The sequence below is a fragment of the Paenibacillus mendelii genome (assembly GCF_024498075.1).
Taxonomy (GTDB): Bacteria; Bacillota; Bacilli; order Paenibacillales; family Paenibacillaceae; genus Paenibacillus_Z; species Paenibacillus_Z mendelii.
This window is the reverse complement of record NZ_JANHOF010000001.1, coordinates 756664-782595: the sequence shown is the minus strand read 5'-3', so window position 1 is coordinate 782595 and position 25932 is coordinate 756664. Positions and strand designations below refer to the sequence as shown.

Annotated in this window: 14 protein-coding genes and 1 pseudogene; 11 read left to right on the top strand and 4 right to left on the bottom strand. The window is 53.1% G+C overall.

Features of this window, described 5'->3' with window-relative positions; genetic code table 11:
* The first annotated feature begins 65 nt into the window (after positions 1–65).
* Genes NNL21_RS03360 through NNL21_RS03350 form a run of 3 tightly spaced genes read left to right on the top strand, consistent with a single transcriptional unit; the run spans position 66 to position 4594 of the window.
* The gene (locus NNL21_RS03360) at positions 66–977 is read left to right on the top strand and encodes a carbohydrate ABC transporter permease (RefSeq protein ID WP_256555090.1); all 912 of its coding nucleotides are present in this window, start codon (positions 66–68) and stop codon (positions 975–977) included.
* A gap of 2 nt (positions 978–979) precedes the next feature.
* Complete coding sequence (locus NNL21_RS03355; protein ID WP_204816027.1) at positions 980–1804, top strand: carbohydrate ABC transporter permease; 825 nt, start codon at positions 980–982, stop codon at positions 1802–1804.
* Between the two features lie 39 nt (positions 1805–1843).
* On the top strand, positions 1844–4594 hold the full coding sequence (locus NNL21_RS03350) for a glycoside hydrolase family 78 protein (RefSeq protein WP_204816026.1): 2751 nt from the start codon (positions 1844–1846) through the stop codon (positions 4592–4594).
* 152 nt (positions 4595–4746) lie between these two features.
* Here NNL21_RS03350 and NNL21_RS03345 read toward each other — a convergent pair whose 3' ends face one another.
* Together NNL21_RS03345 and NNL21_RS03340 are read right to left on the bottom strand one after the other, a co-directional pair.
* The gene (locus NNL21_RS03345) at positions 4747–5259 is read right to left on the bottom strand and encodes a GNAT family N-acetyltransferase (RefSeq protein WP_204816025.1); all 513 of its coding nucleotides are present in this window, start codon (positions 5257–5259) and stop codon (positions 4747–4749) included.
* Positions 5260–5328: 69 nt separating this feature from the next.
* A pseudogene (locus NNL21_RS03340) lies at positions 5329–6374 on the bottom strand (IS1595 family transposase).
* Positions 6375–6509: 135 nt separating this feature from the next.
* On the opposite strand from NNL21_RS03340, the gene NNL21_RS03335 reads away from it, so the two are divergent.
* From NNL21_RS03335 to NNL21_RS03310, 6 genes are all read left to right on the top strand, one after another.
* Positions 6510–7073 carry an RNA polymerase sigma factor gene (locus NNL21_RS03335; RefSeq protein WP_309145299.1) on the top strand — a complete coding sequence of 188 codons (564 nt, stop codon included), beginning with the start codon at positions 6510–6512 and terminating at the stop codon, positions 7071–7073.
* Positions 7066–8208 carry a hypothetical protein gene (locus tag NNL21_RS03330; RefSeq protein WP_204816024.1) on the top strand — a complete coding sequence of 381 codons (1143 nt, stop codon included), beginning with the start codon at positions 7066–7068 and terminating at the stop codon, positions 8206–8208. The genes NNL21_RS03335 and NNL21_RS03330 overlap by 8 nt, the downstream gene beginning before the upstream one ends.
* A gap of 200 nt (positions 8209–8408) precedes the next feature.
* Positions 8409–9254: an aldo/keto reductase gene (locus tag NNL21_RS03325; RefSeq protein ID WP_256555032.1), complete on the top strand. Its 846-nt coding sequence runs from the start codon at positions 8409–8411 to the stop codon at positions 9252–9254.
* A gap of 23 nt (positions 9255–9277) precedes the next feature.
* Positions 9278–10108 (top strand): sugar phosphate isomerase/epimerase family protein, encoded by an 831-nt coding sequence (locus tag NNL21_RS03320; protein WP_204816022.1) that lies wholly within the window; start codon positions 9278–9280, stop codon positions 10106–10108.
* Between the two features lie 159 nt (positions 10109–10267).
* Positions 10268–10876 (top strand): NAD(P)H:quinone oxidoreductase type IV, encoded by a 609-nt coding sequence (wrbA, locus tag NNL21_RS03315; RefSeq protein WP_204816021.1) that lies wholly within the window; start codon positions 10268–10270, stop codon positions 10874–10876.
* Positions 10877–11065: 189 nt separating this feature from the next.
* Positions 11066–19429 carry a GH36-type glycosyl hydrolase domain-containing protein gene (locus tag NNL21_RS03310; RefSeq protein WP_204816020.1) on the top strand — a complete coding sequence of 2788 codons (8364 nt, stop codon included), beginning with the start codon at positions 11066–11068 and terminating at the stop codon, positions 19427–19429.
* 46 nt (positions 19430–19475) lie between these two features.
* Here the strand turns inward: NNL21_RS03310 and NNL21_RS03305 are convergent, their stop codons facing one another.
* Positions 19476–20372 (bottom strand): AraC family transcriptional regulator, encoded by an 897-nt coding sequence (locus NNL21_RS03305; protein WP_204816019.1) that lies wholly within the window; start codon positions 20370–20372, stop codon positions 19476–19478.
* 203 nt (positions 20373–20575) lie between these two features.
* On the opposite strand from NNL21_RS03305, the gene NNL21_RS03300 reads away from it, so the two are divergent.
* Entirely contained in the window at positions 20576–23476 is a 2901-nt protein-coding gene (locus NNL21_RS03300) for a family 78 glycoside hydrolase catalytic domain (protein ID WP_256555031.1), read from the top strand.
* Positions 23477–23732: 256 nt separating this feature from the next.
* A complete protein-coding gene (locus NNL21_RS03295) occupies positions 23733–25046 on the top strand; it encodes a hypothetical protein (protein ID WP_204816018.1) in 1314 nt (437 codons plus the stop codon).
* 14 nt (positions 25047–25060) lie between these two features.
* Here the strand turns inward: NNL21_RS03295 and NNL21_RS03290 are convergent, their stop codons facing one another.
* Complete coding sequence (locus NNL21_RS03290) at positions 25061–25927, bottom strand: SDR family oxidoreductase (protein WP_204816017.1); 867 nt, start codon at positions 25925–25927, stop codon at positions 25061–25063.
* Positions 25928–25932 lie beyond the last annotated feature (5 nt).

Below are 25932 nucleotides of genomic sequence, written 5' to 3'. Positions count from 1 at the left end.
GAGACGCGAGTTTGACGTCGCTTGGCCGTTTCTCCTAACAAAGAGGGTGCATGGGTTTGACTTGGATGAGGAAGAGGCCGTTTCTATGGTTTATATTACCGGGATTCGTCTTGTACACCCTGTTTTCCGTCTATCCGATCTTTTCGGCGCTGCAGATCAGCTTTAACCGGTGGGATGGGATTGGCGAGAAAACGTTTGTCGGGTTTGACAACTATATCGAGCTATTCACGAACAAGGAGCTGTTCGGCCAGCTGACGGGCGCGTTCCGTAACAGCGTTACATTATTCCTGCTTAACGCATTGGCCGTTCTTCCGGCACAGCTGTATATGGCCTATCTGCTGTACAGCGGAATCCGGGGGCACCGCTTCTTCCAAGCGATGATCTTCTCCCCGCAATTCATTGCCACGCCTGTCATCGTATTTATGGGCACGCTGATCTTCGACGGTAATATCGGGGTATTCAACAAGCTGCTGGAGACGGTGGGGCTGGGGTCTTGGACCCGTCCATGGCTGGGACTGCCGGAGCTCGGGATCTTCGTCGTATGGATGATGGTAGCCTGGTCCGGAATCGGCGTCGGTATGATCTTCTTCCTGGGCGCGATGAAGATGATTTCTCATGAAGTGATGGAAGCCGCCTATTTGGAAGGGGCTTCGTACTGGCGCAGATTTTTCAGCATCGTCCTGCCCCAAATCAAGACGACGGTCTTGAATATGCTGATTCTGACTTATATTTTCGCCATGACCATGTTTGATTTCAGCTTTATATTAGGCGGCGTTGCCGGCGGCATTAATCGCAGCGTCGATGTGATGGCCTTGTTCTTCTATCGGATTGCCTTTGGCGACAACAGCGCCGTCGGAGGGACCATGAATGTGAATGCAATGGGAATGGGTACGACGATTGCCTGCGTGATGTTCGCCGTTATCTTTATCGTGGCGCTTATACAGGTGGTTCTCACCTACCGCAGGACGGAGGACTGAACATGAACTTGAGACCGAAGCAAACTTACGTAAGCTCAACCATTTTGTGGGTTTATTCATCATTCACTTTATTCCTGCTCTCTTATATGACCTATCAGGCGTTCCGGTCCAAGAAAGAACTGCTGTCGAATACGTTCGGCCTGCCGGAGACGTTTAATTTCGCCAACTTCAAAAAGCTGTTCGTGGAAGCGGACTTTCTACGATATTTTGCCAACAGCACTTGGATTCTGGTTGCGACGCTCGTCATCGTGATTCTGCTGTCCTCGACGGTCGCCTATGGAATCGGGCGTTATCAATTCCGATTCAAGAGCGTCGTGCTGCTCTATTTCTTAATTGGACTCATGTTTCCGGTGCAGCTCGGGATTGTGCCGATCTTCCTGCTTATTCGCGATTTGGGGCTGCTTAATTCCCAGTGGGGGGTTGTCCTCGTACTGGCCTCAGGCATATCGCTGCCGGTATTTCTGCTGACGACCTTCTTCGAGAAGCTGCCGAAGGACTTGTACGAATCAGCCAAAATCGACGGAGCTGGCGAGTGGACCACCTTTATCCGCGTCATGTTCCCGCTGGCGAGTCCGGTTATTTACAGCATCTGCATTATTATGTCGGTTCAAATTTGGAATCAGTTTTTCGTGCCGCTTATTATGCTGCAAAGCGACAGTAATCGAACGATACCGCTGATGATTATGAAATTCTCGAACAATCTGATGTATAACCTTGATCTGGCTATGGCCGGATCCGTGATGGCCACGGTGCCGATCCTCATCCTATTCTTCATCTTCTCCGGTAAGGTGCTTGAAGGTATGGCTTCCGGAGGCGTCAAAGGTTAAAGAAAGAGCTTCGTTATTCATGGATATGGAGGGATAGACTTGGAACGATTAACTGCAGGGCGGCTGCGCACCGAATACTTGGATGATCCGCTTGGCATTGATGTGAGCGCACCTCGCTTAGGCTGGATTGCAGTTGCAAATCACCGCGGAGCGAAGCAAACCGCATATCGCTTGCTTGTGGCAACCGATCAGAAGACACTCGACCTCGATCTGGGAAACCTATGGGATAGCGGGAAGATAGAATCCGAGGAATCGCAGCATATTGTCTACGAGGGTACGGAGCTTGTATCCGGGCAATGCGCTTATTGGAAGGTTCAGCTTTGGGATGAAGCGGGAAACGGTGGAAATTGGAGCAGCACGGCGATGTGGTCGATGGGGCTTCTGGCTCGGGATCAATGGCAGGGCAGCTGGATCGGCTTGAAGAACGACCATAAGCCGACGAAGGAACAGCCCAAGCCTTCCATCTATCTGAGGCGTGATTTTCAGGTGAGGAAGGGCGTGAAGCGGGCAACGGCCTACGCAACGGCGCTAGGCTTGTATCGGCTGTATCTGAACGGAAAGCGGGTCGGGAATGATGTATTCTCGCCGGAATGGACCGATTACCATGTCCGCACGCAATACCAGACCTACGACGTGACAGGGCTGCTGCAGGAGGGCGACAACGCCGCAGGCGCCACTCTCGGCCAAGGCTGGTATGCCGGCTATATCGGGATGTACGGGTTTCAAAAGTATGGCATGGATCCCTCGTTTCTGCTGCAGCTGAACATTGAATACGAGGACGGGACGACAGATTGCCTCGTCACCGATGAAGATTGGAAAGCCTCTCATGGTCCAATCGTCTCCTCGGATCTGCAGATGGGCGAGACCGTAGACGCGCGCTTGGAGATGCCGGGCTGGAACGGGCTATCCTTCGACGATTCGGCATGGGTCTGCGTTGATATCATGTACGATTACCGGGGATGGCTCGTTTCGCAGATGTCCCGCACGATCCGGGTAACAGAAACACGTCAGCCCGTCGAAATTCGCCCGCTTCAAGATGGGCGCGTTATCATCGATATGGGACAGAATATGGCAGGCTGGATTGCCGTTACCCTAACTGGTGAGCCGGGAGCGCGATGTACGTTCAAGTTTGGCGAGGTACTGGATGACAATGGACAATTGTATACGGATAATCTCCGCTTGGCTCGGCAGATCGATACGTATGTGTGCAGGGGCGGAACGGCGGAAACCTTCGAGCCGACATTCACATACCACGGGTTTCGTTATGTAGAAGCCAGCGGAGCCGGATTTGCGATCGACGATGTCATGGGTATCGTCGTCCATTCCGACCTGCCTGTGGCGGGCGAGCTGGAAACCTCGCATCCGCTCGTAAACCAATTGATATCGAACATCCGCTGGACGCAGCGCGCCAACTTCATGAGTGTGCCGACCGACTGCCCGCAGCGGGACGAGCGGCATGGCTGGACGGGAGATGCTCAGATCTTCGCCCCCACAGCGGCATATAATATGGATGTTGCAGCCTTCTTTGCCAAGTGGCTCGTCGATCTTGAAGACGCCCAGCAGCCGACAGGCGCTTTCACCGACTTCGCTCCATTCATCTTCGGGCCGAAGACGGAATTCGATAATGATTTCACGTATACCCATACGGCATCTTCCGGTTGGGCGGATGCGCCTATTATTGTCGCCTGGTCGATGTATGAAACCTATGGCGACAAGAAGATATTGAGCAAGCACTACGAGGCGATGAAGAAGTGGGTCGGGTTCAATTGGAAGCAGTTTCCGGGTGGGATTCGTAAAGACGTTCCTCAATATGGGGATTGGCTGTCGGTGAACGAACGTCCCTTTGAAGAAGTGATCGCCGAGTTCGGCCGGATGGTCAGCCATCATTCAACGACGCCCTATGATATTTTCTCCACCGCCTATATGGCCTATAATGCGAAGCTGTTATCGGACATTGCCGGCGTGCTGGGCATGACGGCAGACCAAGCGTTGTATGCGAAGAGATTTGCTATGATTCGTCAATCCTTTATCGAGCAATTCGTCGATGAGCAAGGCAGCATTAAGGGCGATACCCAGACGGCCTATGCGATGGCGCTGGAGATGGATCTGCTTCCGGATTATTTGCGGTCAGCCGTACTTGAGAAGCTGGTCTCCAAGATCGAGCAGGCAGGCGGTATGGCGACAACGGGCTTTCATGGAACGAAATTCCTTATGAGCGTGCTTACGAAGAACGGACATGCGGAGCTTGCCTACCGGCTGCTCCTTCGGGAAGCTTACCCTTCCTGGCTCTATTCCGTGAATCAAGGTGCGACGACGATCTGGGAACGATGGGATGGCTGGACCAAGGATGGCGGATTCCAGGATCCCGGGATGAACTCGTTCTCCCACTTCGCCTTCGGTTCGGTTGGCGAATGGCTCTACCGGAACGTGGGAGGCATCGACCGCGATCCTTCGGAGCCGGGATACCGGAAGCTGCTCATTCGCCCGCGAATCAATGGCAGGTTGACTTCGGCACGCTGTACGTATGATTCGTTATATGGTCCGGTTAAGACGGATTGGCAGCTAATTCAGGGTGAATTTCGACTGGAAGTCATCATCCCCGCGAATGTATCGGCACTGGTCTATATTCCTTCCGTAGAAGGATCGGATGTGCTGGAAGACGATACACTGGCTATTGCCGCCCGGAACGTCGAGCTTCTGGGCCGCGAGGATGGCTGCTCGGTATATCGTATCGCATCGGGAACGTACCGGTTTGTATCGGTTTATGGAGGCACGAACTATAAATCGTGATTGTGATGTAGAATGGCTGAACAGGCTCTCAAACCTGTTCAGCCATTTTTTCTTTTTTTCATAAGGCTATGTTAAATTCTAATGTTGATAATAAACCATAAGAAAACCGCCTTGCTGAAAAGGCGGTTCATTGAGCTATCGTGCCCTTTAGTTTAAAGTCGCAATCTTAAAATCATTAAGTCTTCATCGAAATACTGTTCATCAAACTTTAATGCACGTGGTTCTACACCGTAAACTTCAAACCCCAGCGAGACATATAAGCGTTTTGCTGATTTGTTATTAGACACAACCGTCAAATGAATCTGTTCCAACCCTTCACATTCTTTTGTTGCTCTTTCAATCAAGGCTAATAGAAGGGCTTTACCTAACCCCCGTCCTCGAAATTTAGGCTCTACGTACATGCCGTAAATATTTCCTTTATGTGCCGTCTTAAGCCTGTTTTCACGTGAAAAATTGACAATGCCAACTAATGTGTTATTGTCGTCAAAACATCCCAATGCAAATTGATCTTTTGTATGGTGTATCCTTTCTATAATGTGCCCCAGGGGTTTAGTTTCTTCTTGCTCATACGTTGATCCAAATGCATCAGGATCATTTTTCAATGCACGCAACCTTACTTCCTTGTACACTTGGGCATCAGAGTCATTTAACAGACGAATGTTCATTAGTCACTTCCGTTCATTTATCAAATTGTTCTAAATAAAACTTGCGGATTGAAGTAAACTCCGTTTAGCTTAACAAGAATAAGCAGAAAGCCGAAGCTTGGTGTTCGTGTCGGTCACAGTAAATAGGCACGATTTGACCAACATATTTTTCTTATTCGATGCGGTATTCTCATATTCCTTGCTGTCTAAGTAACGAAACCAAGCCAAATAATGTTGCAAATATTTAGTTGCAACACCATTAAAGCGATCCATCCATTTCTTCAAACGGCTGTGGTAGCTGTTTACGTTTTGGATATGGTACACGCCTTTAACACGTTGCTTTCCGTCGGACTTGAATCGGTAATGAGCCAAGCCTTTTGAATTCGCATAGGAACTGAAAGCTCTCCATGAATCAGTGCATAGCACGTTTGAGTCAGATAGATGACCACCAATCGCTTCATCCAATTTTGTAGTCCGAATACGTCCACGCCCAAGTACGCCAGAGTACGTCATTTTCTGACGGTCACGGACAACGAGTACACATACTTGGTCATTACTAATGCCACGATATTTGGCTTTCCCGCCACGTTTACATGGCTTACTTCGACAATATTCCGTTTGCCCTTTTCCGAGTACAGAAAGTAGGTCTCGTCCATTTCAACAATATCTTGAAATGCTTCGGTTGGAATCTGCTTCAGAGCGGCAAGAATCTTATGCCGCCAGTAAAACAAAGTGACATGCGTGACTTCACCGTTTAACTGCTCTGCACATTTTCTCAGAGAGAAGCCCTCAATCATACATTCAATAAAACGAACCCAAATATGAGGTCTCCTCGTTCGTTGCAGAGGGGTATTTGTAAGGTCATTGAACGTTTGGAAACAGGACTTACAACGGTAACGTTGACGTTTAACCTCTCCAGTACGTGTTTTTACAGCGTACTTTCCAAATCGCACGACAGAATGGTTTTTACAATGCGGGCAAACAAGCCCATCTTTATGCTTCTGCTCTTGAATTTCATCAATCGCTCGAACTGGAACCGAAACTCCCTGGGTTCGTGACTGCAAAAAGTAAATAAGCTCTCGCTTACCATTATCGTCCAACGTAGCAGCAAACTTTTTCAGTTCCTTTAAATCCATGGATAAATCATCTCCGAACAGTGATATTACCCTCATTATAGAACGTTTGTTCGTATATATCAAATATCAACAATAAAGTTTAACATAGCCTTTCATAAAAGGGGGAACTAATCTGCAGGAGGCATTGTCTAATCTATGGAGGTGATGATGTTGGAGTTGGAGGAATCCCATTGGAAGCATCTAACGAACCTGGATGCCGGGCTCTTGCGAAACCTGATGGAGCAGTATGGGCAGGATGTCTGGAGCTTGGCTTATATAATGACGAAGCGTCATGATCTGGCTGATGACGTTACGCAGGATGTATTCTTGAACGCTTACCGGAATTTTGAATCATTCCGAGGCGAATCCTCTGTAAAAACATGGCTGCTGTCCATGGCGCGCAACACATCGGTCAATTATATGCGAACGGCATTCATGCGAAGAGTGACGCTGACCGCTTGGATCAGCAGCAAAGCGACGAGCCCTTCGGCGGAGCATGAAGTCGTGGAGCAATCGCTATCAGACGATATCTGGCGAACCGTTCTTAAACTCCCGCTTAAATTCAGAGAGGTGCTTATCCTTCATGGCAAATACGATTTGTCCGTCAAAGAAATTGCGGATACGCTTGGTATTTCGGAGGGAACGGTAAAGTCCCGATTGTCGCGCGCGCGCCAAAGGGTGTCGGCTCACTGGAAGGAGGGAGAGGCCGCATATGAATGATTTTAAACCGGAATGGTACTCGAAATTAAAGACTGAACCGCTGAAGGAGAAAACATTCACAGCTGCAAAGATGCAAGCCATCGAGAAGGAGGCCGCCGGCATGACAATGAAGACAACCGGAAGGAGAACCCGCTGGATACCTGCAATCACTGCGGGCATTGCCGTTCTCATTGTCGTGATGGGGCTCCTGCCGCAGGGCTCCTACACCGGATGGATTCGAGGCATTCTCGATAAGACTGGAGACCCCATTGTATCGACGAAGCCGACTCCGCAGCCCAAACCCCCTGTGACCGATCCGGAGCCGGATGATAAACCAGAGCCAAACGAGGAGGTTCCGCTGACTGGGTATCTCAAGGATCAACTGCCTTTCAGTACGGAGAGCACCGCATTATCGCTTACGATTCATGACAAATTGAACAATAAGGACATCACCATCCCTTCCAATCGGCAGTATGTGATCCTGCAAAACTTTAATTGGCTGGATCTTGAGAAATCCAAAGCGGGAGGGCTGGATTCCACGGCGGATGCTGCCCGTTCGGACAGCAGTGTAATCATACGCATTCAGGAGAATGACGATACCTTCGAAATTCCCTACTGGCCGAATACCAATACGTTCGAATGGCGGGGGTCCCACTTCTATGCCGATAGTCAGGTGCTGCGATTGATGCAAGGCTTGCTTGCTCCGGAATCCCGTCTTGGCCGAATAGACCGTTTGGAAGAACAGGCGCGTATGGAGATGGAGCAGGGGACAACGGAGAGCGAAGTGAATTATAAGAGTGATCGTCTTGCCGTAGACGGGAAAGACATCAACGGATGGGAAGCAGAGCTGTCCAAGCAGCAGGCCGGGAGTAGCTTGAGCTACTATGACGACAGCCTGCAGAAGATCGAATCCGTACAGGAGAAGGATGACGACATCATCGCCTTGGGCGGTTATGTGTTCTTCGAAAGCGATCGCCATACGACGAAGGACGGGGTTAAGGTGGGTTTAACACCGGACCAGGTGATCGATAAGCTGGGAGAGCCGAACAGCAAGACGACAAGCAAGTGGAGCTATCGGCTCGGCGATTATTTGAAATTCCATCTCTATTTCGATGATGGGAAGGTTGCTTATATCGCTTTGCTGATGCCGCTTTGATCAGATCAGATACTCGATATAATCAGACAGGTGAGATCGGCGCCTGTCTTTTTTGTTACTTGTATCCGGAGGCTGTTCAGGCATAAGACCGAATGAGAAAGAATGCTCGAGCAGGAGAATCAGCCAGTCAAAGCGAAATGGAATAAGGTTGGGAAATATATGGAAGCGCCTGTGATATCGAATACGAGAGGATGAGTGCCTTGAAGAAGAGAGATCTCGGGAATACAGGAGTTAGCGTTGGAGAAATAGGAATGGGCTGCATGCCGATATCGGTAACCGGACGGCCCTCCGAGTCAGAGGGAATCAGAACGATTCATGCCGCATTGGAAGCAGGCGTTACGCTGCTGGATACGGCCGACTCCTATTGTCTGGAGACATCCGAAATGGGCCATAATGAACGCGTCATCGCGAAGGCGCTCAGAGGGCACCCCAACATCGTCGTGGCGACCAAAGGAGGGATGATCCGCCCGGAGGGCAGATGGGAGTGTGACGGTCGCCCGGAACGTCTTCGAGAGGCGTGCGAAGCCAGTCTCCGGGCGTTAGAACGGGATGCGATTACCTTGTACCAATATCATCGACACGATCCGAAAGTTCCTTTCGCAGAATCGATCGGCTTACTGGCCGAATTGAGGAAGGAAGGGAAAATCGTACATGTCGGCCTATCTAACATTACGGTCGAGCAGCTGGAGGAAGCGAACGCTATCGTGCCTATTGCCAGCGTTCAGAACCGGATGAATGTATTCGACCGTTCCTCGATGAAAGTGCTAAAGCGCTGCGAAGAGCTTGGCATCGCCTTCTTGCCGTATAGTCCCTTGAACGGGATGGGGAAGGCCGGTCAGATCGGCGAGAATGACCTTCTATCACGTGTCGCGGCAGAACACGGTATTTCCCCTCAGCAAGCGGCTCTCGCGTGGCTGCTCCAGCTTTCCCCGGTCATGATTCCTATTCCGGGCGCAAGCCGAGGCGTAAGTATTGCCAGCAGCGCAGGCGCTTCGTCGGTAACCCTTTCACACGAAAACATGGACCTGCTGAACGCTGCAGGATAATGGAGAGAAGAGGAGTGTTTTCATTGAATTCATTCAAGCTTGCATTGAATACTTCTACCTTGCTGTCCTTTCGTTTGCCTGTCTTGGAACAAATACGGATCACCGGCGAAGCCGGCTACGAAGGCATTGAGCTGTGGGTCTCAGATATCCAGAGCTACCTAAGCAGCGGGGGAACCTCTGAGCAATTGAAGGACGCGCTGCATGAGGCAGGGGTTGAATTTGTGAATGCGATCGCCTTCTTCAAATGGGCGGACGAGGATGAGAACGTTAGGGAGGAGGGCTTTCGCCAGGCCGAGGAGGAAATGCGGATGCTGGCAAGCTTAGGCTGCCGGGCCGTGGCCGCACCTCCGTTCGGTCAAGTGAAGCATGTCTCGATTGGAACGATGGGAGATCATTTCAACAGATTAGTTCAGCTTGGTCGTTCCCTCGGGATCGAGACTTACCTGGAGTTCTGGGGTATGGCAGAGCAGCTGTCGACGCTTGAAACCGCATTGGCAGTGGCAGCTGCGAGCGGGATTGACGATTCGCGAATTCTGGTGGATCCCTTCCATATGTACAAGGGGGGAAGCGATTGGAGCACATTGGAACAATTGCAAGGCAATCAAATCGGCATCGTTCATATTAATGATTATCCAGCCATTCCTGCCAGAGCGGATGTTGCCGACAAGGACCGATTGTTCCCCGGCGACGGCGAAGCTCCTCTGAAGAGACTGAGAGAGCAGCTGGAGCGGGCGGAGTACGTCGGGTATTTATCGCTGGAGCTATTTAAGGAGGACTATGAAGGATTAAGTGCCTTAGAGGTCGCCATTCATGGCCGCAAGAAAATGAACGACGTCTTTAAGGGGAATGAGTAAATCCTGCATTTATTCGGCTTGTCAGGTTATTAATGCTCTTCGACGTTTCTTCGTGGGATCCCTGTTGTCCTGATCTGTAAACCGCCAAACATAATATCAGGTTTGATGTGAAACAATATGCCGGTTGAATGAATTTATTTCAGAAAGGGACGAAGAGCGATGGGCAATGTAAAACTGGCAATTGTGTATTATAGCTCGACGGGAACGAATTACAAGCTGGCTCAGATGGCAGCAGAAGGCGCACAGCAATTCGGCGCAGAGGCCAAAATACTCAAGGTGCAAGAGCTCGCTCCAGAATCGGTTATTGCTTCTAACCCGGCTTGGAAGGCTCATGTCGACGCGACTGCGAATATTCCTGTTGTTACGAATGACGACATCGTATGGGCGGATGCGATCATGTTCAGCACGCCAACCCGATTCGGCAACATGGCTTCGCAGATGAAGCAGTTTCTGGATACGACCGGAGGTATTTGGTTCCAAGGTAAGACGGTCAATAAAGCAGTGTCTGCAATGACCTCCGCGCAGAACGAGCATGGCGGGCAAGAAGCGACCATTCTGTCCCTATACACGTCCATGTTTCACTGGGGAGCTATTGTCGTATCGCCGGGTTATACCGATAATTCGATCTATGCGGCAGGCGGCAACCCATACGGGACAAGCGCAACCGTCGATCAGGACGGCAACATCAAGGGAGACGTTAAGGGCGCCGTCATACACCAAACCAAGCGGCTATTATCGGTTGCGGACATGATTAAAAAAGGGCAATAACCAGATTTTCAACACGCTGAAGGGGTAGGAAGCAAGCCGTCGGTTTCGAACCGACGGCCTCTTTGCGTCCAGCGCCAAACCTGTATGAGAACGGGTAAAAACCCCTCCGATCGAATAAAAGCGGTCCATAAAGGAAACAATCAAGCAGACTGCTTAATATTTCCTTAAACCACTTTTATCGGAGGTCCTATGGTTTCTTATAATGAACAGCTCTGTCAAAAAGCGAGAGAGCTAGCGCTGGAATATACCCCGTCTAAACACAGGAACTTATCAAGAAAGCTGTTCGGCGTATTTGACGAGGACATGAATCGCTTGCAATCGTTCGTACGCTTGCTGCAGGAAAGTCCTCCGGGTTGCGCCCAAACTGCCGAAGAATGGCTGCTCGACAATGCTGAGTTTCTGGAGGAACAGGCTATCGGCATCAAGGATGAGCTAGCCGACCTGCCCCATCGCGATCTGCCCGTCCTGCGCAGCCAGAGCGGGACCATGCTGCGGGTGGGGTCGGTTTGCGATGCCTATCTGGAATCGGTCGATGACACGTTTACGGAGCATACGTTCATCAGCTATATGAATGCTTATCAGGAAATATCGGTTCTTTCACTGGCTGAGACTTGGTCGCTGCCGCTTATGATGCGTGTCACGATAATCCGGCAATTAGCCGGCATAATGGCGCTTGTAAGAGAACGACGGGAAGTGTGCATGGAGGTCGACCGTTTCTTGAAACGGCTTGATCCTGCTGACATGGCCCAGGGCAAGATCAATGCAGCTCTGGAGGAAGCGGGGCAGCAGGCGCCGTTGTCCGGCCCTTGGATCGTTCATTTGATCGGTCACCTGCGGGAATGGGCGGAGGATTCCTCCGGAGTTCACGAGTGGCTGCTGTGCAAGCTGGAGAACGGCACTGACGATCTGAACCGGATTATGACCTATGAGCTTAGGCTTCAGTCCAGCTATCAGACAAAGGCCGGCAGCCTGATAACGGGGTTACGGCTGCTGGAGCGGCTGGATTGGAGCGAGCTGCTCGGCCAGATCAGCTTGGTTGAGCAGACCCTCATCCGTGAGAGTTCGGGCATTTATCCGCTTCTTGACGGATCAAGCCGGGAAGTGATAAGAAAACGCGTTGAGCTGGCCGCCAGACGGATGCACGTACCGGAATCGCTTGTGGTCAAGCAGGCTTCCATGCTTGCTCGGGCTTCTCAAGGACATGAGCAGGAGAAGGCAGGGGAACTTACAACGGATCCTGATCGGCTGGAAGCGGCAAGCTTAGCGGAATCCCTGCCGCGCGAAGCCTTCCTGGCTTATTATCTGAGCGAGCCTGCTGGTCTTAGGAAGCTGCAGCAATCCCTTCAATCCTGCAGCAGTCCTCGCCGGTTGCGCGGCTCCGCTATGTCTGAAAGGGCGGCCGGAACCTATTTCTCCATGCTTGCTGTTCTGACCGTGTTAGCCATTGCCATCTTTGCCGCTTGGATCGGCAGTGGAATAGGCTATACGTTGGCAGGAGCATTGGTCGTCCTGATCGCCCTGCTGATACCCGCAAGCGAGTGGGCCGTCACCTGGCTGCATTACGCCATTGGCTGCATTACGCGTCCGCGCCCGCTGCTTCGATATGACTTTTCTGCCGGAATACCGGACGATGCGCGGACGATGGTTGTGATTCCGATCATCTGGACGCGAATCGAGGATGTTCAGGAAACGATAGACCGATTGGAGCTGCATTATTTGGCCAACCGGGATGAGAATCTGCAGTTCGCTGTTCTGGGAGATTACGCGGATGCCCCTGAAGCTGTCATGCCTGGAGACGAGTGGCTGCTTGACGCGGCTAAGAAGAGAATCGAAGCGCTCAATGCCGCATATCCGCGCGATGGAAAACCGCTCTTTCATCTGTTTATGCGTAAGAGGCAGCGCAATGAATCCGAAGGCGTATATATGGGATGGGAACGAAAACGCGGGAAGCTTGTTGAGTTCGTGGAGCTGCTTACAGGCAGTAATACGACGAGCTATCATTATCGCACAGCCGGCGTATCTGAGCTTGCTGCCATTCGCTATGTTATTACGCTGGATGCTGATACACAGCTTCCGATCGGAAGCGCGCAGCGGATGATCGGGACGATGTATCTGCCTTATAACCGTCCGAGATTGAATAAGTCGCGAACCCGGGTAACGGATGGGTACGGCATGCTTCAGCCTCGAATTGCCATTAGCTATGAGGGGGCGATGCAATCCAGGCTGACCAGGCTTTGGTCAGGCACCCCGGGTATCGATCCCTACGCGTTTGCCGTTTCGGATCCGTACCAGGATGCGCTCGGGCACGGCATCTTTACAGGGAAAGGCATATTCGATGTCGACACATTTGCCGAGCTGCTTTGCGACCGCATTCCGGAGAACCGTGTACTCAGCCATGACTTGCTGGAGGGCGGTTTTCTGCGCACGGGGTTACTGTCGGACATCGAGCTGATTGATGATCATCCAGCCAAATTCAGCTCCTATCAAAAAAGGCAGCACCGCTGGGCCCGCGGAGACTGGCAGCTGCTATGCTGGCTGCTGCCCAACGTCTGCGACCGTCAGGGTAAGCCGCAGCCAGTCGATTTGTCTGCGGTTGCACGCTGGCAGCTGATCGATAATTTACGCCGCAGCGTACTTCCAATCGTATACTTTGTTCTGCTGGCGCTCGGGCTGACCGTTCTGCCTGGAACTCCGGGCCGCTGGCTGCTGCTCATTCTGCTGTCGCTCCTGCTGCCGGTCTTTCGCCAGTTGGCCCAATCACCAGGCCGTGCGTGGCGCTCGCGCCATATGGCGGCGAGTCTATCGCATGCGGCCGTGACATTCTGGACACTGCCGTTCCAAAGCGTGATGCTCATCGATGCAATCGGCAGAACGCTATACCGGTTGTTTGTCAGTAAACGCAAGCTGCTAGAATGGGTCAGCTCAGCAGATGTCGAAAGGCAGAATCGAAAATCCGGCAATCCCGTGCTGCTGGGCATGCCTGGCGGGTATATGTTGATCGCTGCCTTTGCTCTTCTGGTTGCGCTTCAGGATCATGCCGGCTGGCGGTGGACGGGGTGGGCACTCTGTCTGATCTGGCTGCTAGCGCCACTATGCGCGCGCTGGCTGGATCAGCCGATCGTTCATGAGGAACAGCCGATAGCCCCGGAGAACAGGGAGAAGCTGACACAATTGGCACGACAGATCTGGCAGTTCTACGCTGATTATGCCGGTCCTCAGGATCATTATCTGCCGCCTGACAATGTACAGCTCGATCCGCCGAACGGGGTAGCTCATCGCACCTCCCCGACGAATATCGGCTTCTTACTGACGTCGATCTTGAGCGCACGCGATTTTGGGTTCATCGACACTCCCGAGATGATTGACCGGATGGAGAAGACGGTTAGCACCATAGAACGCATGGACAAGTGGAACGGCAATCTGTACAACTGGTACGATACGGTCTCGCTGGCCCCTCTTCCGCCCCGCTACGTGTCTACGGTGGACTCCGGCAATTTTGTGGCAAGCTTGATTGCGGTTAAACAGGGATTGCTTGACTGGATCGGAGCGGCATTCAACGGAGGTGCAACACCGATTCGAGGAATGGCGAACGCAGAATTTGCCGTGGAGCTGGTGCATGGTCAGGCTCAGACGGCGGATCTGCCGCAAGGCTACATGAAGAAGCGCGCAGAAAATTTGGTCAAGCGAATCGAATCGCTGATCGTCGAAACGGATTTTCGTCCGCTCTATGACGAACGGGCAAAGCTGTTTGTACTGGGCTATCAAGGGGATTCAGGCAGACGTGACGAAATCCTGTATGATCTTCTGGCCTCGGAAGCGAGGCAGACCAGCTTCGTTGCCATTGCGCTCGGTCAAATTTCCGTCTCCCATTGGTTCCGGTTAGGTCGATCCGTTATGAGGCAGGGACCTTACCCGACGCTGATATCCTGGTCGGGAACCATGTTCGAATATTTGATGCCTTGGCTGCTTATGCGGACTTACCGGGACACCATATGGGACAGCACTTACCGCGGCGTAGTAAAGCGGCAGATGGAGTATGCCCGCGACCGCGGCGTGCCGTATGGCATATCGGAATCCGGCTATTACGCGTTTGACCATCAGATGAATTATCAATACCAGGCGTTCGGCGTGCCCGGGCTTGGATTCAAGCGGGGATTGGAAGAGGATTTAGTTGTAGCCCCTTACGCAACCGTGATGTCGCTCCCCTTTGCGATTGAGCAAGGGATCGATTCGTTGAAGGATATGGAGGCCATCGGCGCCCTTGGCAAGTACGGCTTCTACGAAGCGATTGATTATACGCCGGAGCGGCTGCCCGAAGGCCAGCATTACATGATGATCCGCAGCTATATGGCGCATCATCAAGGGATGAGCTTATTAACGCTTGCCAATCTGCTGCTGCCAGAGAAGATGTACGACCGCTTCCACAGCGATAAGCGTGTTCAAGCTGCTGAGCTGCTGCTGAAAGAGCGTATTCCTGCTCGTGATGCCTTCATGAAACGCCGTGTTCCCCTTCGTACGCTGCCGCGCAAGAGGCCGTCCGAGCTGGAACCCGCCTTGGAATATCCTGGTCCGGATACGCTGACCCCGGAGGTAGGCGTATATGCAAACGGCAGTTTTATGACGATGGTCACGAACAGCGGGGGCGGCTTCAGTCAGTATGAAGGGCTTGCGGTTACCCGCTGGCGGGAAGATCCCATAGCGGATAACTGGGGAAGCTTCCTGTACATTCGCGACGTTCTGGAGGATCGTGTGTGGTCCCCGTCATTCCAGCCATGCCGCGTGACTTCACCGGAGCAGCATGTTCAGTTTTCACTCGATAAAGCGACCTTCACGCGGGTGGACGGCGTTATTCGGACGTCAATGGATGTTGGAGTATCGACAGAATCGAATGCAGAAATCCGCCGAATAACACTAACGAATACCGGTAGTGAAGAGCGAAGGCTGGAAGTGACGACGTTTCAAGAAATCGTACTGACAAGCCCAATTGCCGATGAGTCGCATCCGGCTTTCAGCAAGCTGTTCGTGGAAACGGAGTATTCAGCTGACGAAGAGCTGCTGCTGGCACGAAGACGTCCACGCGATGACGGGGAGCGGCCGGTGTGGGCGTTTCATAAGCTGATGGCCTTTGGAGATTCGCTGGGTCCGGCAGAATTCGAAACGAGCAGAAGCCGCTTTATCGGCCGGGGAAACAAGCTGTCCCGTCCGGCAGGTATCGATCATCGTCTGACCGGGATGGTAGGTGCAGTAGCAGATCCGGCATTCGTGATGCGCCGCAGCATTGCAATTGCACCAGGCGAAACGGTACAGCTGTTTGCACTCACGGGAGCGGGCATCAGCAAAGAGGATATGCTGGAAACCGCAAGCCTTCTGTCGCAGCCGCATCAAATCGAGCGGGCATTTCAGCTGGCTTGGACACGCAATCAGATTGAGCAGCGGCACTTGCAAATAACGGCTGCAGATGCGCTAGCCTACCAGCAGCTGGCCGGTCGAGCTTTGTTTACAGCGCCTTTCCGTCCGGAACGTGCCGCTAGTATTCTGGAGAACCGCAAAGGGCAATCCGGCCTCTGGGCTCACGGTGTATCAGGAGAACGTCCGATCGTGCTTGTCCGGATCGAAGATGCGGTCGGACTGTCTTTTATCGTCAAGTTGTTTCAAGGTCATGAATATTTACGCCGCATGGGGCTGTTCCTAGATCTTGTCGTGCTCAATGAATCCGAAGAAGGCTATCAGCAGGATCTGCAAGAAAACCTCCGGCGGGCGCGTGAGCGCATTAGCGGCCAACAAGAGGGACGGCAGGGGACGATCACAATCGTTCCTGCCAGCCAGTTAACGCAAGAAGAGCGAATCCTGTTCGCCGCTGTCGCCCGCGTTAGCTTGAGAGCAGATGGCCCAAGCTTGAAAGCGCAGCTCCGCTCTCCGCTGCCGGACGATTCGCAGTCCGCGCCAGAGCCGCTCGACAATGTCGTGGAACTGCGTCCTGCCGGGGTGTCATCGATTTCGAATTCAGCAGCAAAAGCGGGGAAGACAGCGGACTCGCCGGGCACGGGCGAGGAACAGTCTTCTTCGGAATCGAGGCATGCTGGCGCTTCTGTCCACAAGGCTGCATCGCAGCATGACGAGATGGAAGGGCTACAGTTCTTCAATAGCTGGGGAGGGTTTACGGAGGACGGCCGTGAATACCGGATATCGATCAAGCATGGGCATTATTTGCCGGCGCCATGGATCAATGTGATGGCTAATCCGCGCTTCGGCTGCTTGGTATCGGAGCTGAATACCGGTTATACATGGTGGCGAAACAGCCGCGAATGTAAACTTACCCCATGGTCGAACGACCCTGCTCTGGACCGGCCGGGAGAGGCTTGTTACCTTCGGGATGAACAAAGCGGTGAATACTGGCCGTTTGCGACAGAACGAGGAGAAGGCATCCCGGCCTACCAGCTTGCCCATGGCCGTGGCTATACGAGATTTAGTCATGAAACACATGGTCTGCAGCAGGAGATGACCGTCTATGTTCCGGTCGATGACCCGATCAAAATCATACGGCTGAGGCTGCGCAATCAGACTTCGGAGGAGAGACGCTTATCTCTCACATACTATGCCGAATGGGTAATGGGGGTTAGGCGCGAGGGCAATGCGCCGTTCGTTGTGTCGGAGTGGGAAGAAGAGAACGGCATCATGACGGCCCGCAATCATTACCAAGAAACGTTCCGCGATGCGACGGCATTCTTGGCCTTCGGCACGCCGCCTGCGGGTGATTGCTCCTATACGAGCAACCGGCGCGAATTCTTGGGACGGGACGGTTCTATGGACAGTCCTGCGGCTATGGGCAGGCCACACCTGTCGAACAAGTCCGGACCGATGTACGACAGCTGCGGCGCCGTTCGTAAAGAGCTGACAATTGCTCCCGATGCGGAACAAACGGTGTATATCCTGCTGGGCTGCGAGGCTTCCCATGAAGCAGTCGTAGAGCTTGTTCATAAGTACAGGCTGAATGAAGCCTGTGAGCAGGCTTACGATAAGCTGGGACAGTTCTGGGGCAGCTTACTGGATCAGGTGACGGTCACGACGCCGCATCCAGAGATGGACCTGCTGCTGAACAATTGGCTGTTGTACCAGACCCTTTCTTGCCGGATGTGGGCACGAACCGCCTTCTATCAAGCCGGGGGCGCATTCGGCTTCCGCGACCAGCTGCAGGACTCGCTCGCCCTGCTTCACAGCCGGCCGGAGCTGACTCGCCAGCAAATCATTCTCCATGCCTCGCATCAGTACGAGGAAGGGGATGTGCAGCATTGGTGGCATGAGGAGACCGAACGGGGCATCCGAACACGATTCTCGGACGACCTGCTGTGGCTTCCTTATGCAGTATCGCGATATGTCGAGCATACAGGGGACGAAGGCTTACTGGATGAGGTTGCTCCTTATTTGTACAGCGGCCCTTTAGATGAACATGAGCGTTATGAACCGACTGTTCGATCCGGCAACGAAGGCTCCATCTACGAGCATTGCCTGCGCGTTCTGGACCGGAGTCTCCAGTTCGGGGAGCATGGACTTCCACTGATTGGAGGAGGCGACTGGAATGATGGAATGAGCCGGGTCGGCGTCGAAGGACGCGGCGAGAGCGTCTGGCTGGGCTGGTTTCTCATCGATGTACTGAAACGGTTTGCCCTCGTTTGCGAGAAGCGGGGCGATGATAGGCTTGCGAGCCATTACAGGGCGGTTTGCGAGAAACTCGCTGCCGCTCAAGACAAGCATGGCTGGGATGGGCAATGGTACCGCCGCGCATTTCATGATGGAGGCGTCTGGCTGGGCTCGGCTCAAGCGGCTGAATGCCGTATCGATGCGATTGCCCAATCCTGGTCGGTCATATCGGGCGCAGCTCCGCGGGACAAAACGGTTACGGCGATGCATTCGTTTGACCGTGAGCTTGTCGACCGCAGCTATTCGCTCATTGCGCTGCTAACGCCGCCTTTTGATACAAGTGACCCAAGTCCGGGCTACATTCAGGGCTACCCGCCCGGAATTCGCGAGAACGGCGGCCAGTATACGCATGGCGTGATCTGGAGTGTTGCGGCCTGGTGCGGGCTCGGAGAAGGAGATAAGGCATTCGAGCTGTTTCATATGATGAACCCGATCTCGCATACGCTGACGCCTAGTGAAGTCCGGCGTTACGCAGCGGAGCCTTACGTGATGGCCGCCGACGTCTACACGTCATCGCCGAACAAAGGACATGCCGGCTGGACGTGGTATACAGGGGCTTCCGGCTGGATGTACCAGGTAGGGCTTGAATGGATTCTGGGCATACAGCGAAGGGACCGGCAGCTTCACATCCGTCCATGTATCCCGCAAGATTGGCCAGCGTTTAAGGTGAACTACCGGTTTGGCACTGCGGAATACCGCATTACAGTCGAGAATCCCGATCGGCGATCGACCGGTCTTTCGAGGCTTGTTATCGATGGCCGCGACACCGGCCGGAACGAAGCGGATGCAGGTGACGGAGCGATTGTACCATTGATCGACGACGGCCGCGTTCATGATATTCACATGACGCTTTAAGCTGAAAGTCCGCCCATCCTTGGATGAGGCGGGCTTTCTTATGTGATCAGGACTGTCCGTTCTGCCGGCGGTAATCCCGAGGAGCCAGTCCGGTCTTCTTCTTGAACACCGACAGGAAAAATTTCTTGTCCTGATAGCCGACTTGCTGGGCGATATCCTGTATGGGGAGTTGAGTCGTCAACAAGAGCCTACAGCTTTTTTCAATCCGTTTGTTTTGAATATAGGTGGTGAAGGTCATACCCATCTGGCGTTTGAATACGCGGTGAAAATGTCTTTCGCTCATCTGAAATGCACTGGCAATTGTGCTTGCAGTTATTGGCTCCATGATCAAGCGATCTATATAACGAATAGCCTCGTCGAGCGAATCGGATGCTGCAAAGCTATGATCCGCTGACTTTCCGGCATCCCCTGCAAGCTGCCGTTCCAGCATAACGGCTAGCTCGATAAACAACCCGTACAAGCGGGGGACGAAGCCGGGCTTGCGCTGCATATACTCGCGCTCAGCTAAACGGAACCAATCCCCGTATTGCCCGTCCCGATCTTTAAGCTGATGCCAGCCGTGTTCCGAGTCCGGGGTGAGCTGGAGAAGCCGCATCGCATGAGTCAAGGATGCCGCGCTTGGCATGAAAGACAGCTCAGCGGCCAGCCGGTCGGGTTGAAAGATACAGTTGTAGACGATAAGCGGATGGCTGGGTCCGGTACTTGTGGGGCGAAAAACGTGTGAAGTGCCGAGCGGCACAATGAACCAATCGCCTTTGGCGACGGGGAGTATACACTCATCGATATAATGAAAGCCGGATCCTTCGGCAACGTAAGCCAGCTCCATAAAATCATGACGGTGCAGCTGCAGGTGAAAGGATTCGCTTACGCGATTGAAAAAGAAGGGCAGCGACGCCTCGTCGAATACAGACCACGAGGTTAAGTCCACCGGTGTTTGAATCATAGTCATACGCCTCCAATGACCGCCGCTTGCTGCCATTTGAGGTAATCAATGGAGTTAAGCGGCTAAGTAGCATTCCGTATGTCATTATACCCCCTTATATGTGGCAGGAACAACCGTTTAATCTCACTAATAATCCCTTAAAATTGTTCCTATAACCTATTTCATTACACTAATCAGGATACTACGGAGAGGTTGTGTTAATCGTGACAAGACAATGGATGGCCGAATGGATATGGGGAGGCCAGGTCGAAAGCCCGCGCAACGAGTGGCGGTGGTTCCGGCAAACATTTGACGTGCCGCAGGAGCTGGAGGATACGCAGCTTCGCATAAGCGCGGATTCCCGTTACGTCCTCTACGTGAACGGAACTCAAGTTGGCCGCGGCCCGGTAAGATCATGGCCGGCCGAGCAGTTCTACGACACGTATGAAATCGGGCATTTGCTGAGGCCAGGACGGAAGAATGCCATAGCCGTTCTTGTCATCCATTTTGGCGTATCAAACTTCTACTATCTCCGTGGGCGCGGCGGATTAATTGCTGAGCTGACGATTGATGATAAGGGTACCGGAAGGAAGCTGCTTACAGCGACCGATGCCACATGGAAAACGATGAAATCCGATGGGCAATTTACGGGCTCCCCGAGAATGTCGTGTCAGCAAGGCTTTGCTGAAGTCATCGACGCTTCGAAGTGGGATGAGGAGTGGATTCAACCCGATTATGACGATTCGGACTGGGCAAGCGCAGAATCCATTGGCGCAGTTGGAACTGGACCGTGGAAATCGCTCGTTCCGCGGGATATTCCGTTCTTGACCGAGGAGAAGGTGTATCCTTCCCGGATCCAATCCATACGGAAAGTGAAGGCGCCGTCATGGACAGCTGCAATAGATCTGCGTGCAGCCTTCATGCCCGATACGGCTAATCATGCGAATCAGGTCAACTATTCCGGTTATATTGCAACCAAACTGATTATGAAAGAAGCGGCTCATGTATCGATCGGGTTTCCAACAGGAGCTCGAACGGGCAAGGTATGGGTAGATGGAGTGAAATGTGAACAATGGTATGGTGTCTTGCCGGAGCGTTATTGCGATCTGGAGCTGACGGCCGGCGAACATTTCATCTTAGCGGATATCACGGCGAACGATCATGGAGGCAGCTTTCATTTCGCAATCGACAGCAGAGGGGAGTTCGAGCTTGTATCGCCGCTGGCCGGCGAACATCCAACGGAGACGCCGATTGCAATCATCGGGCCCTTCCACGAAACCATGGATATCGATTATATCGAAAAACCTCCGCTTAACCTGCAGCAGCCGGACTATCTTGCAGCCGCTGGAATTGCCAATGTCAAAGAATTGCAGCCTTTCGCGGCTTGGGCGAAGCCTTTATCCGCTGCATTGTATTGCGAGCATGATGTGATGGGCTCGAATATATGGCTGCCTGAAGCGATCAATGGGAATGTAACGCCTGATTTGATTCGCGGGATTACGGCATCACCTGATGCGGCGGTTATTCCGCTTGCTGAAGGGTACGATACCGAGCTGCTCATCGATTTCGGTAAGGAATGGTCCGGATTTATTGGTTTCGAGCTCGAAGCCGAGGCTGGAACAACCATCGATCTATACGGACTGGAGTATGTGCGAGATGACTTCCGTCAGCACACGTACGGACTGGACAATACGATCGGCTATGTGGCCAAGGGTGGAAGACAGCATTATCTTTCTCCGGTTCGCCGGGGCTTCAGATATTTGGTCATGACCATACGGGGTGCCGTAAAGCCGGTGAAGCTGTTCGAAGTATATGTGAATCAAAGCAATTATCCTGTGACGGAGGCGGGTGCTTTCCAAAGCTCCGATCCGTTACTGAATCAAATCTGGGAGATTAGCCGTCATACGACTAAGCTCTGTATGGAAGACACCTTCGTGGACTGTCCTGCCTATGAGCAAGTCTTCTGGGTCGGCGACAGCCGGAATGAAGCCCTGGTCAATTATTATGTATTCGGCAGCTTGGATATCGTCAAACGATGCTTGAATTTAGTGCCGGGCTCCAAGGACATGACGTCCCTGTACGTCAATCAAGTGCCGAGCGCATGGAACAGCGTTATTCCGAACTGGACGTTCTTCTGGGTGATTGCCTGTGAAGAATATGTCGAGCATACGGGTGACCAAGCGTTCGCGGCATCGATTTGGCCGGCGGTCCAGCACACGCTAACCCATTATCTTGAGAAGCTTGACGGATCAGGCTTATTGAACATGAAGGGGTGGAACCTGCTCGATTGGGCGCCGATCGATCAACCTGGCGACGGCATCGTTACCCATCAGAATTTGTTCCTGGCCAAATCGCTGCGCAAAGCTGTGGAGCTTGCCGAAACCGCTGGCGCCGCTTCAGAGGCAGCAGGCTTCAAGGAAGCAGCCCAAGCGCTTACGGAAGCAATCAACACGCACCTGTGGGATGAGGAGCGCCAAGCTTACTTGGATTGTATCCATGCAGACGGCAGAAGATCGGATAACTTTAGCATGCAGACACAGGTTGTCGCTGTATTATGCGAGGTTGCGGAAGCGGAGCGTATGGAACGTATCCAATCCTATCTGTTGAACCCGCCGCAATCGTTCGTTCAAATCGGCAGTCCGTTCATGTCATTCTTCTATTACGAAGCATTGGTACAAACGGGGAACTATGAGCATATGCTGGCCGATATCCGCAAAAATTACGGATTCATGATCGAGCATGACGCGACGACCTGCTGGGAGATGTATGCGAATTTCACCGAAAATCGCGCGAATGCCGATCTTCTTTCGCGCAGCCATTGTCATGCTTGGTCGGCGGCCCCGGGCTATTTCCTCGGAACGAGTGTACTAGGGGTTACGAGGACTGGGGAAGGCTGGAGCCATGCGGCGATCAAGCCGCAGCCGTGCGGGTTAAGCTGGGCAAGAGGCAAGGTGCCGCTGCCGCAGGGCGGATTAATCGAAGTGAGCTGGCGCGTAGAAGACAGCGTAATGAAGTTGGATGTGTCCGCTCCGGCTAATATCGAGCTTGATATTCAACTACCGGAAGGCATGACGGGCAAAATTTCCGTTGTGACCACGGAAGCAGCGAACGGGGCTGCTTGGTAATCGGTTAATCGCATGAAGTAAAGCATAAGTATCAGCAACATAGATTAATCGGATCATGAACACAACGAATAAGAACAGCAGCAGGCGCACCCAAGACGCAAGTCGGGGAGCGCCTGTTTGCTATATAGAAGCAATGGGATTGTTTCTTCCGCATATCGTCTCTTTTCACCGGTTAGCTGAATTGTTCCTGTGGGGCGGTCCGTGCTTTCCATGATATAATAGAACAAAGATAGGATGACAGACGGAGGGAACGGGGATGGAATCAGCTCTGCTGCATAGCGAGGTCATCGAAGTGGAACGGGAGAGATCGGAGCTGCTCCGGCAAGGACTTACGCCGGAAGCGGCTCGTGAACGATTGGAGGACAAATACCGGATTTATTCGCGTGAGAAGGGTGCTTTCGTCTGTGCCTGCTGCAGCAGCCGTGTCGTGATGGTGCTGTATGCGGACAGAGCGATATTCCGTCACTATGATAGCGAAGCGTGCGCAGGGGAAAGGAATTACATCAACTATACAGCCGGACGTGAAAAAGCTCGCGAGCTTGCCATCAAGCATTCGGAAGGCAAGGAGCTGCTGCGGCGCATCTTTCTATCGCTTCAGGATGAGGGAGATCAAGCAGAGGACGGTTACTTGTACAAGAAGGAGCTGCGGTTCGTTCCTGACTTTCTGTTGACGGCAAGGAACGGGGAACGATGGGCGATTGACTATATCGTTTCATTGAAAGGTGACGCGGCCTATCGCAAGCGGCTTCGGAACCGGCTTGCCTGCTACAGATCGCATGGCTTCAAGCCTCTCTTTCTCATCGATCGTTTCTGGCTCGCGGTAACGGAATCGGCCTATATTTCGTTCAACCACTCCGAGCTCGATATGCGTGCGCCTGCAAATCCTTATGATGAGTTATGGCAGCGTGAACTAGCTATGCCTCCGCTGCTGATGCGGGAGCCGGTTTGCAGTCTTATCTATCTGGACGTGCCCCAGGAGCAGGCCGTGCTGGCCCGATTCCAGATGAGCGGTGACAAGTGGGGACGGTTGTTGTTCGAACCGCAAGAGCTGCCGCTGGATCATCTGCTCGCTGTGGATGGACAATGGCTGGATATGAACGGTCAGGCGATGCTCCAATTGTTTAAGGCGCGGGAACAGAATACGATCCGGGACTATTGCGAGCGTCTGCGCTTGATTCTGCAGGAAGATGAGCAGGAACGGGCTGAGGAAGAAGCGCGGCAGGCAGCGCTCGAGGAGCGTATTCGCGTGCTGCGGGAGGCGAGCCGGCCGCAGATTAGCTTGAGTTCGATGAGTGGAGCCGAACAAGCAGCAGCTGCCTCGAGCCTGCCGGCTCCGGCAGCTCAAGCGCCGGCGGCACCGGCAAGCGAGGTCCTTGCCAAGCTGATGGATTTACTGCAGAGGTGCAAGCAATCGCCGCGCCGTATGGATTATCCAGGGCTCGAGGATAACCTGGCTCGCGCGGAGGCGCTGATCGAGCAGGCCGGCATCGGGGAGCTCGATGCTGCTCATTGCTATAAATCGGCTTGGAGTATCTTGCGCAACATCAGTTATCCGTTATTAGGTGAATAGCTGCAGCAATTCGTCTATCGCAGCATCCGGCCGGTAACTCTCTCGAACCACTTCCAAGGCAGCAGCGCTTTGCCCAGCAGAGACATTCTCGCTCCATTGCCCACGGGATAGCGCAAATGGGGTGCTTCAGTGCGGGCGATGCGCACGATAAGCTCCGCGACCTGCTGTGGATCGGGAGATGTCTCGGCCGCTTTCCTGGAATAGCGGAGCACGGCCTCCATCCCGGCTTGATAAGGGGAATCCGGCTGAGCGTAGATTTGTTCAAAGCCTTTTTGCCAGATGGAGGTTTTGAAGGCGCCTGGCTCGACCAGAATCACATGCACGCCGAAAGGCAGCAGCTCGTGACGAAGAGCTTCACTGAAGCCCTCGACCGCAAATTTGGACGCCGCATAAGGGGCATAGCCGGGAAAGCCGAAGCGGCCGCTCAAGCTGCTGATATTAATGATGTGACCGCTTCTCTGCCTGCGCATGATCGGGATGATGGACCGGCTTACCGCTACAAGCCCAAAGAAGTTTGTTTCCATCTGTGCCCGCCAAGCCTCCATGGGCACCTCTTCCACATAGCCGCCGACGGCAAAGCCTGCATTGTTAACAAGCAGATCGATTCCGCCGAGCTTGCCGGCAATTTCCTCTATTGTCTGATCGATTGCAGCATGGTCGGTCACATCCAGCTGGACGCAGCTTAGCCGCTCTGCAACACCTTGTCTGGAAGCGGATTCCAAAAGCGGACCGCTTTTGTCCAAATCCCGCATGGACGCCACTACCCGGTAACCCGCATGTGCGAGAGCCACGGCGGACAGCAGCCCGATTCCGCTGGATGTACCTGTTACGAAAGCGACTTTGCCCTCGATTCCTCTCGGCTCTTGCTTGAAGCCCTGCATTCGAC

Coding starts and splice junctions, on each gene's coding strand:
- NNL21_RS03335 (WP_309145299.1), top strand. CDS start 6,510: ATGGAGGTGATGATGTTGGAGTTGGAGGAATCCCATTGGAAGCATCTA.
- NNL21_RS03355 (WP_204816027.1), top strand. CDS start 980: ATGAACTTGAGACCGAAGCAAACTTACGTAAGCTCAACCATTTTGTGG.
- NNL21_RS03360 (WP_256555090.1), top strand. CDS start 66: ATGAGGAAGAGGCCGTTTCTATGGTTTATATTACCGGGATTCGTCTTG.
- NNL21_RS03295 (WP_204816018.1), top strand. CDS start 23,733: ATGGAATCAGCTCTGCTGCATAGCGAGGTCATCGAAGTGGAACGGGAG.
- NNL21_RS03310 (WP_204816020.1), top strand. CDS start 11,066: ATGGTTTCTTATAATGAACAGCTCTGTCAAAAAGCGAGAGAGCTAGCG.
- NNL21_RS03305 (WP_204816019.1), bottom strand. CDS start 20,372: ATGATTCAAACACCGGTGGACTTAACCTCGTGGTCTGTATTCGACGAG.
- NNL21_RS03345 (WP_204816025.1), bottom strand. CDS start 5,259: ATGAACATTCGTCTGTTAAATGACTCTGATGCCCAAGTGTACAAGGAA.
- NNL21_RS03330 (WP_204816024.1), top strand. CDS start 7,066: ATGAATGATTTTAAACCGGAATGGTACTCGAAATTAAAGACTGAACCG.
- NNL21_RS03290 (WP_204816017.1), bottom strand. CDS start 25,927: ATGCAGGGCTTCAAGCAAGAGCCGAGAGGAATCGAGGGCAAAGTCGCT.
- wrbA (WP_204816021.1), top strand. CDS start 10,268: ATGGGCAATGTAAAACTGGCAATTGTGTATTATAGCTCGACGGGAACG.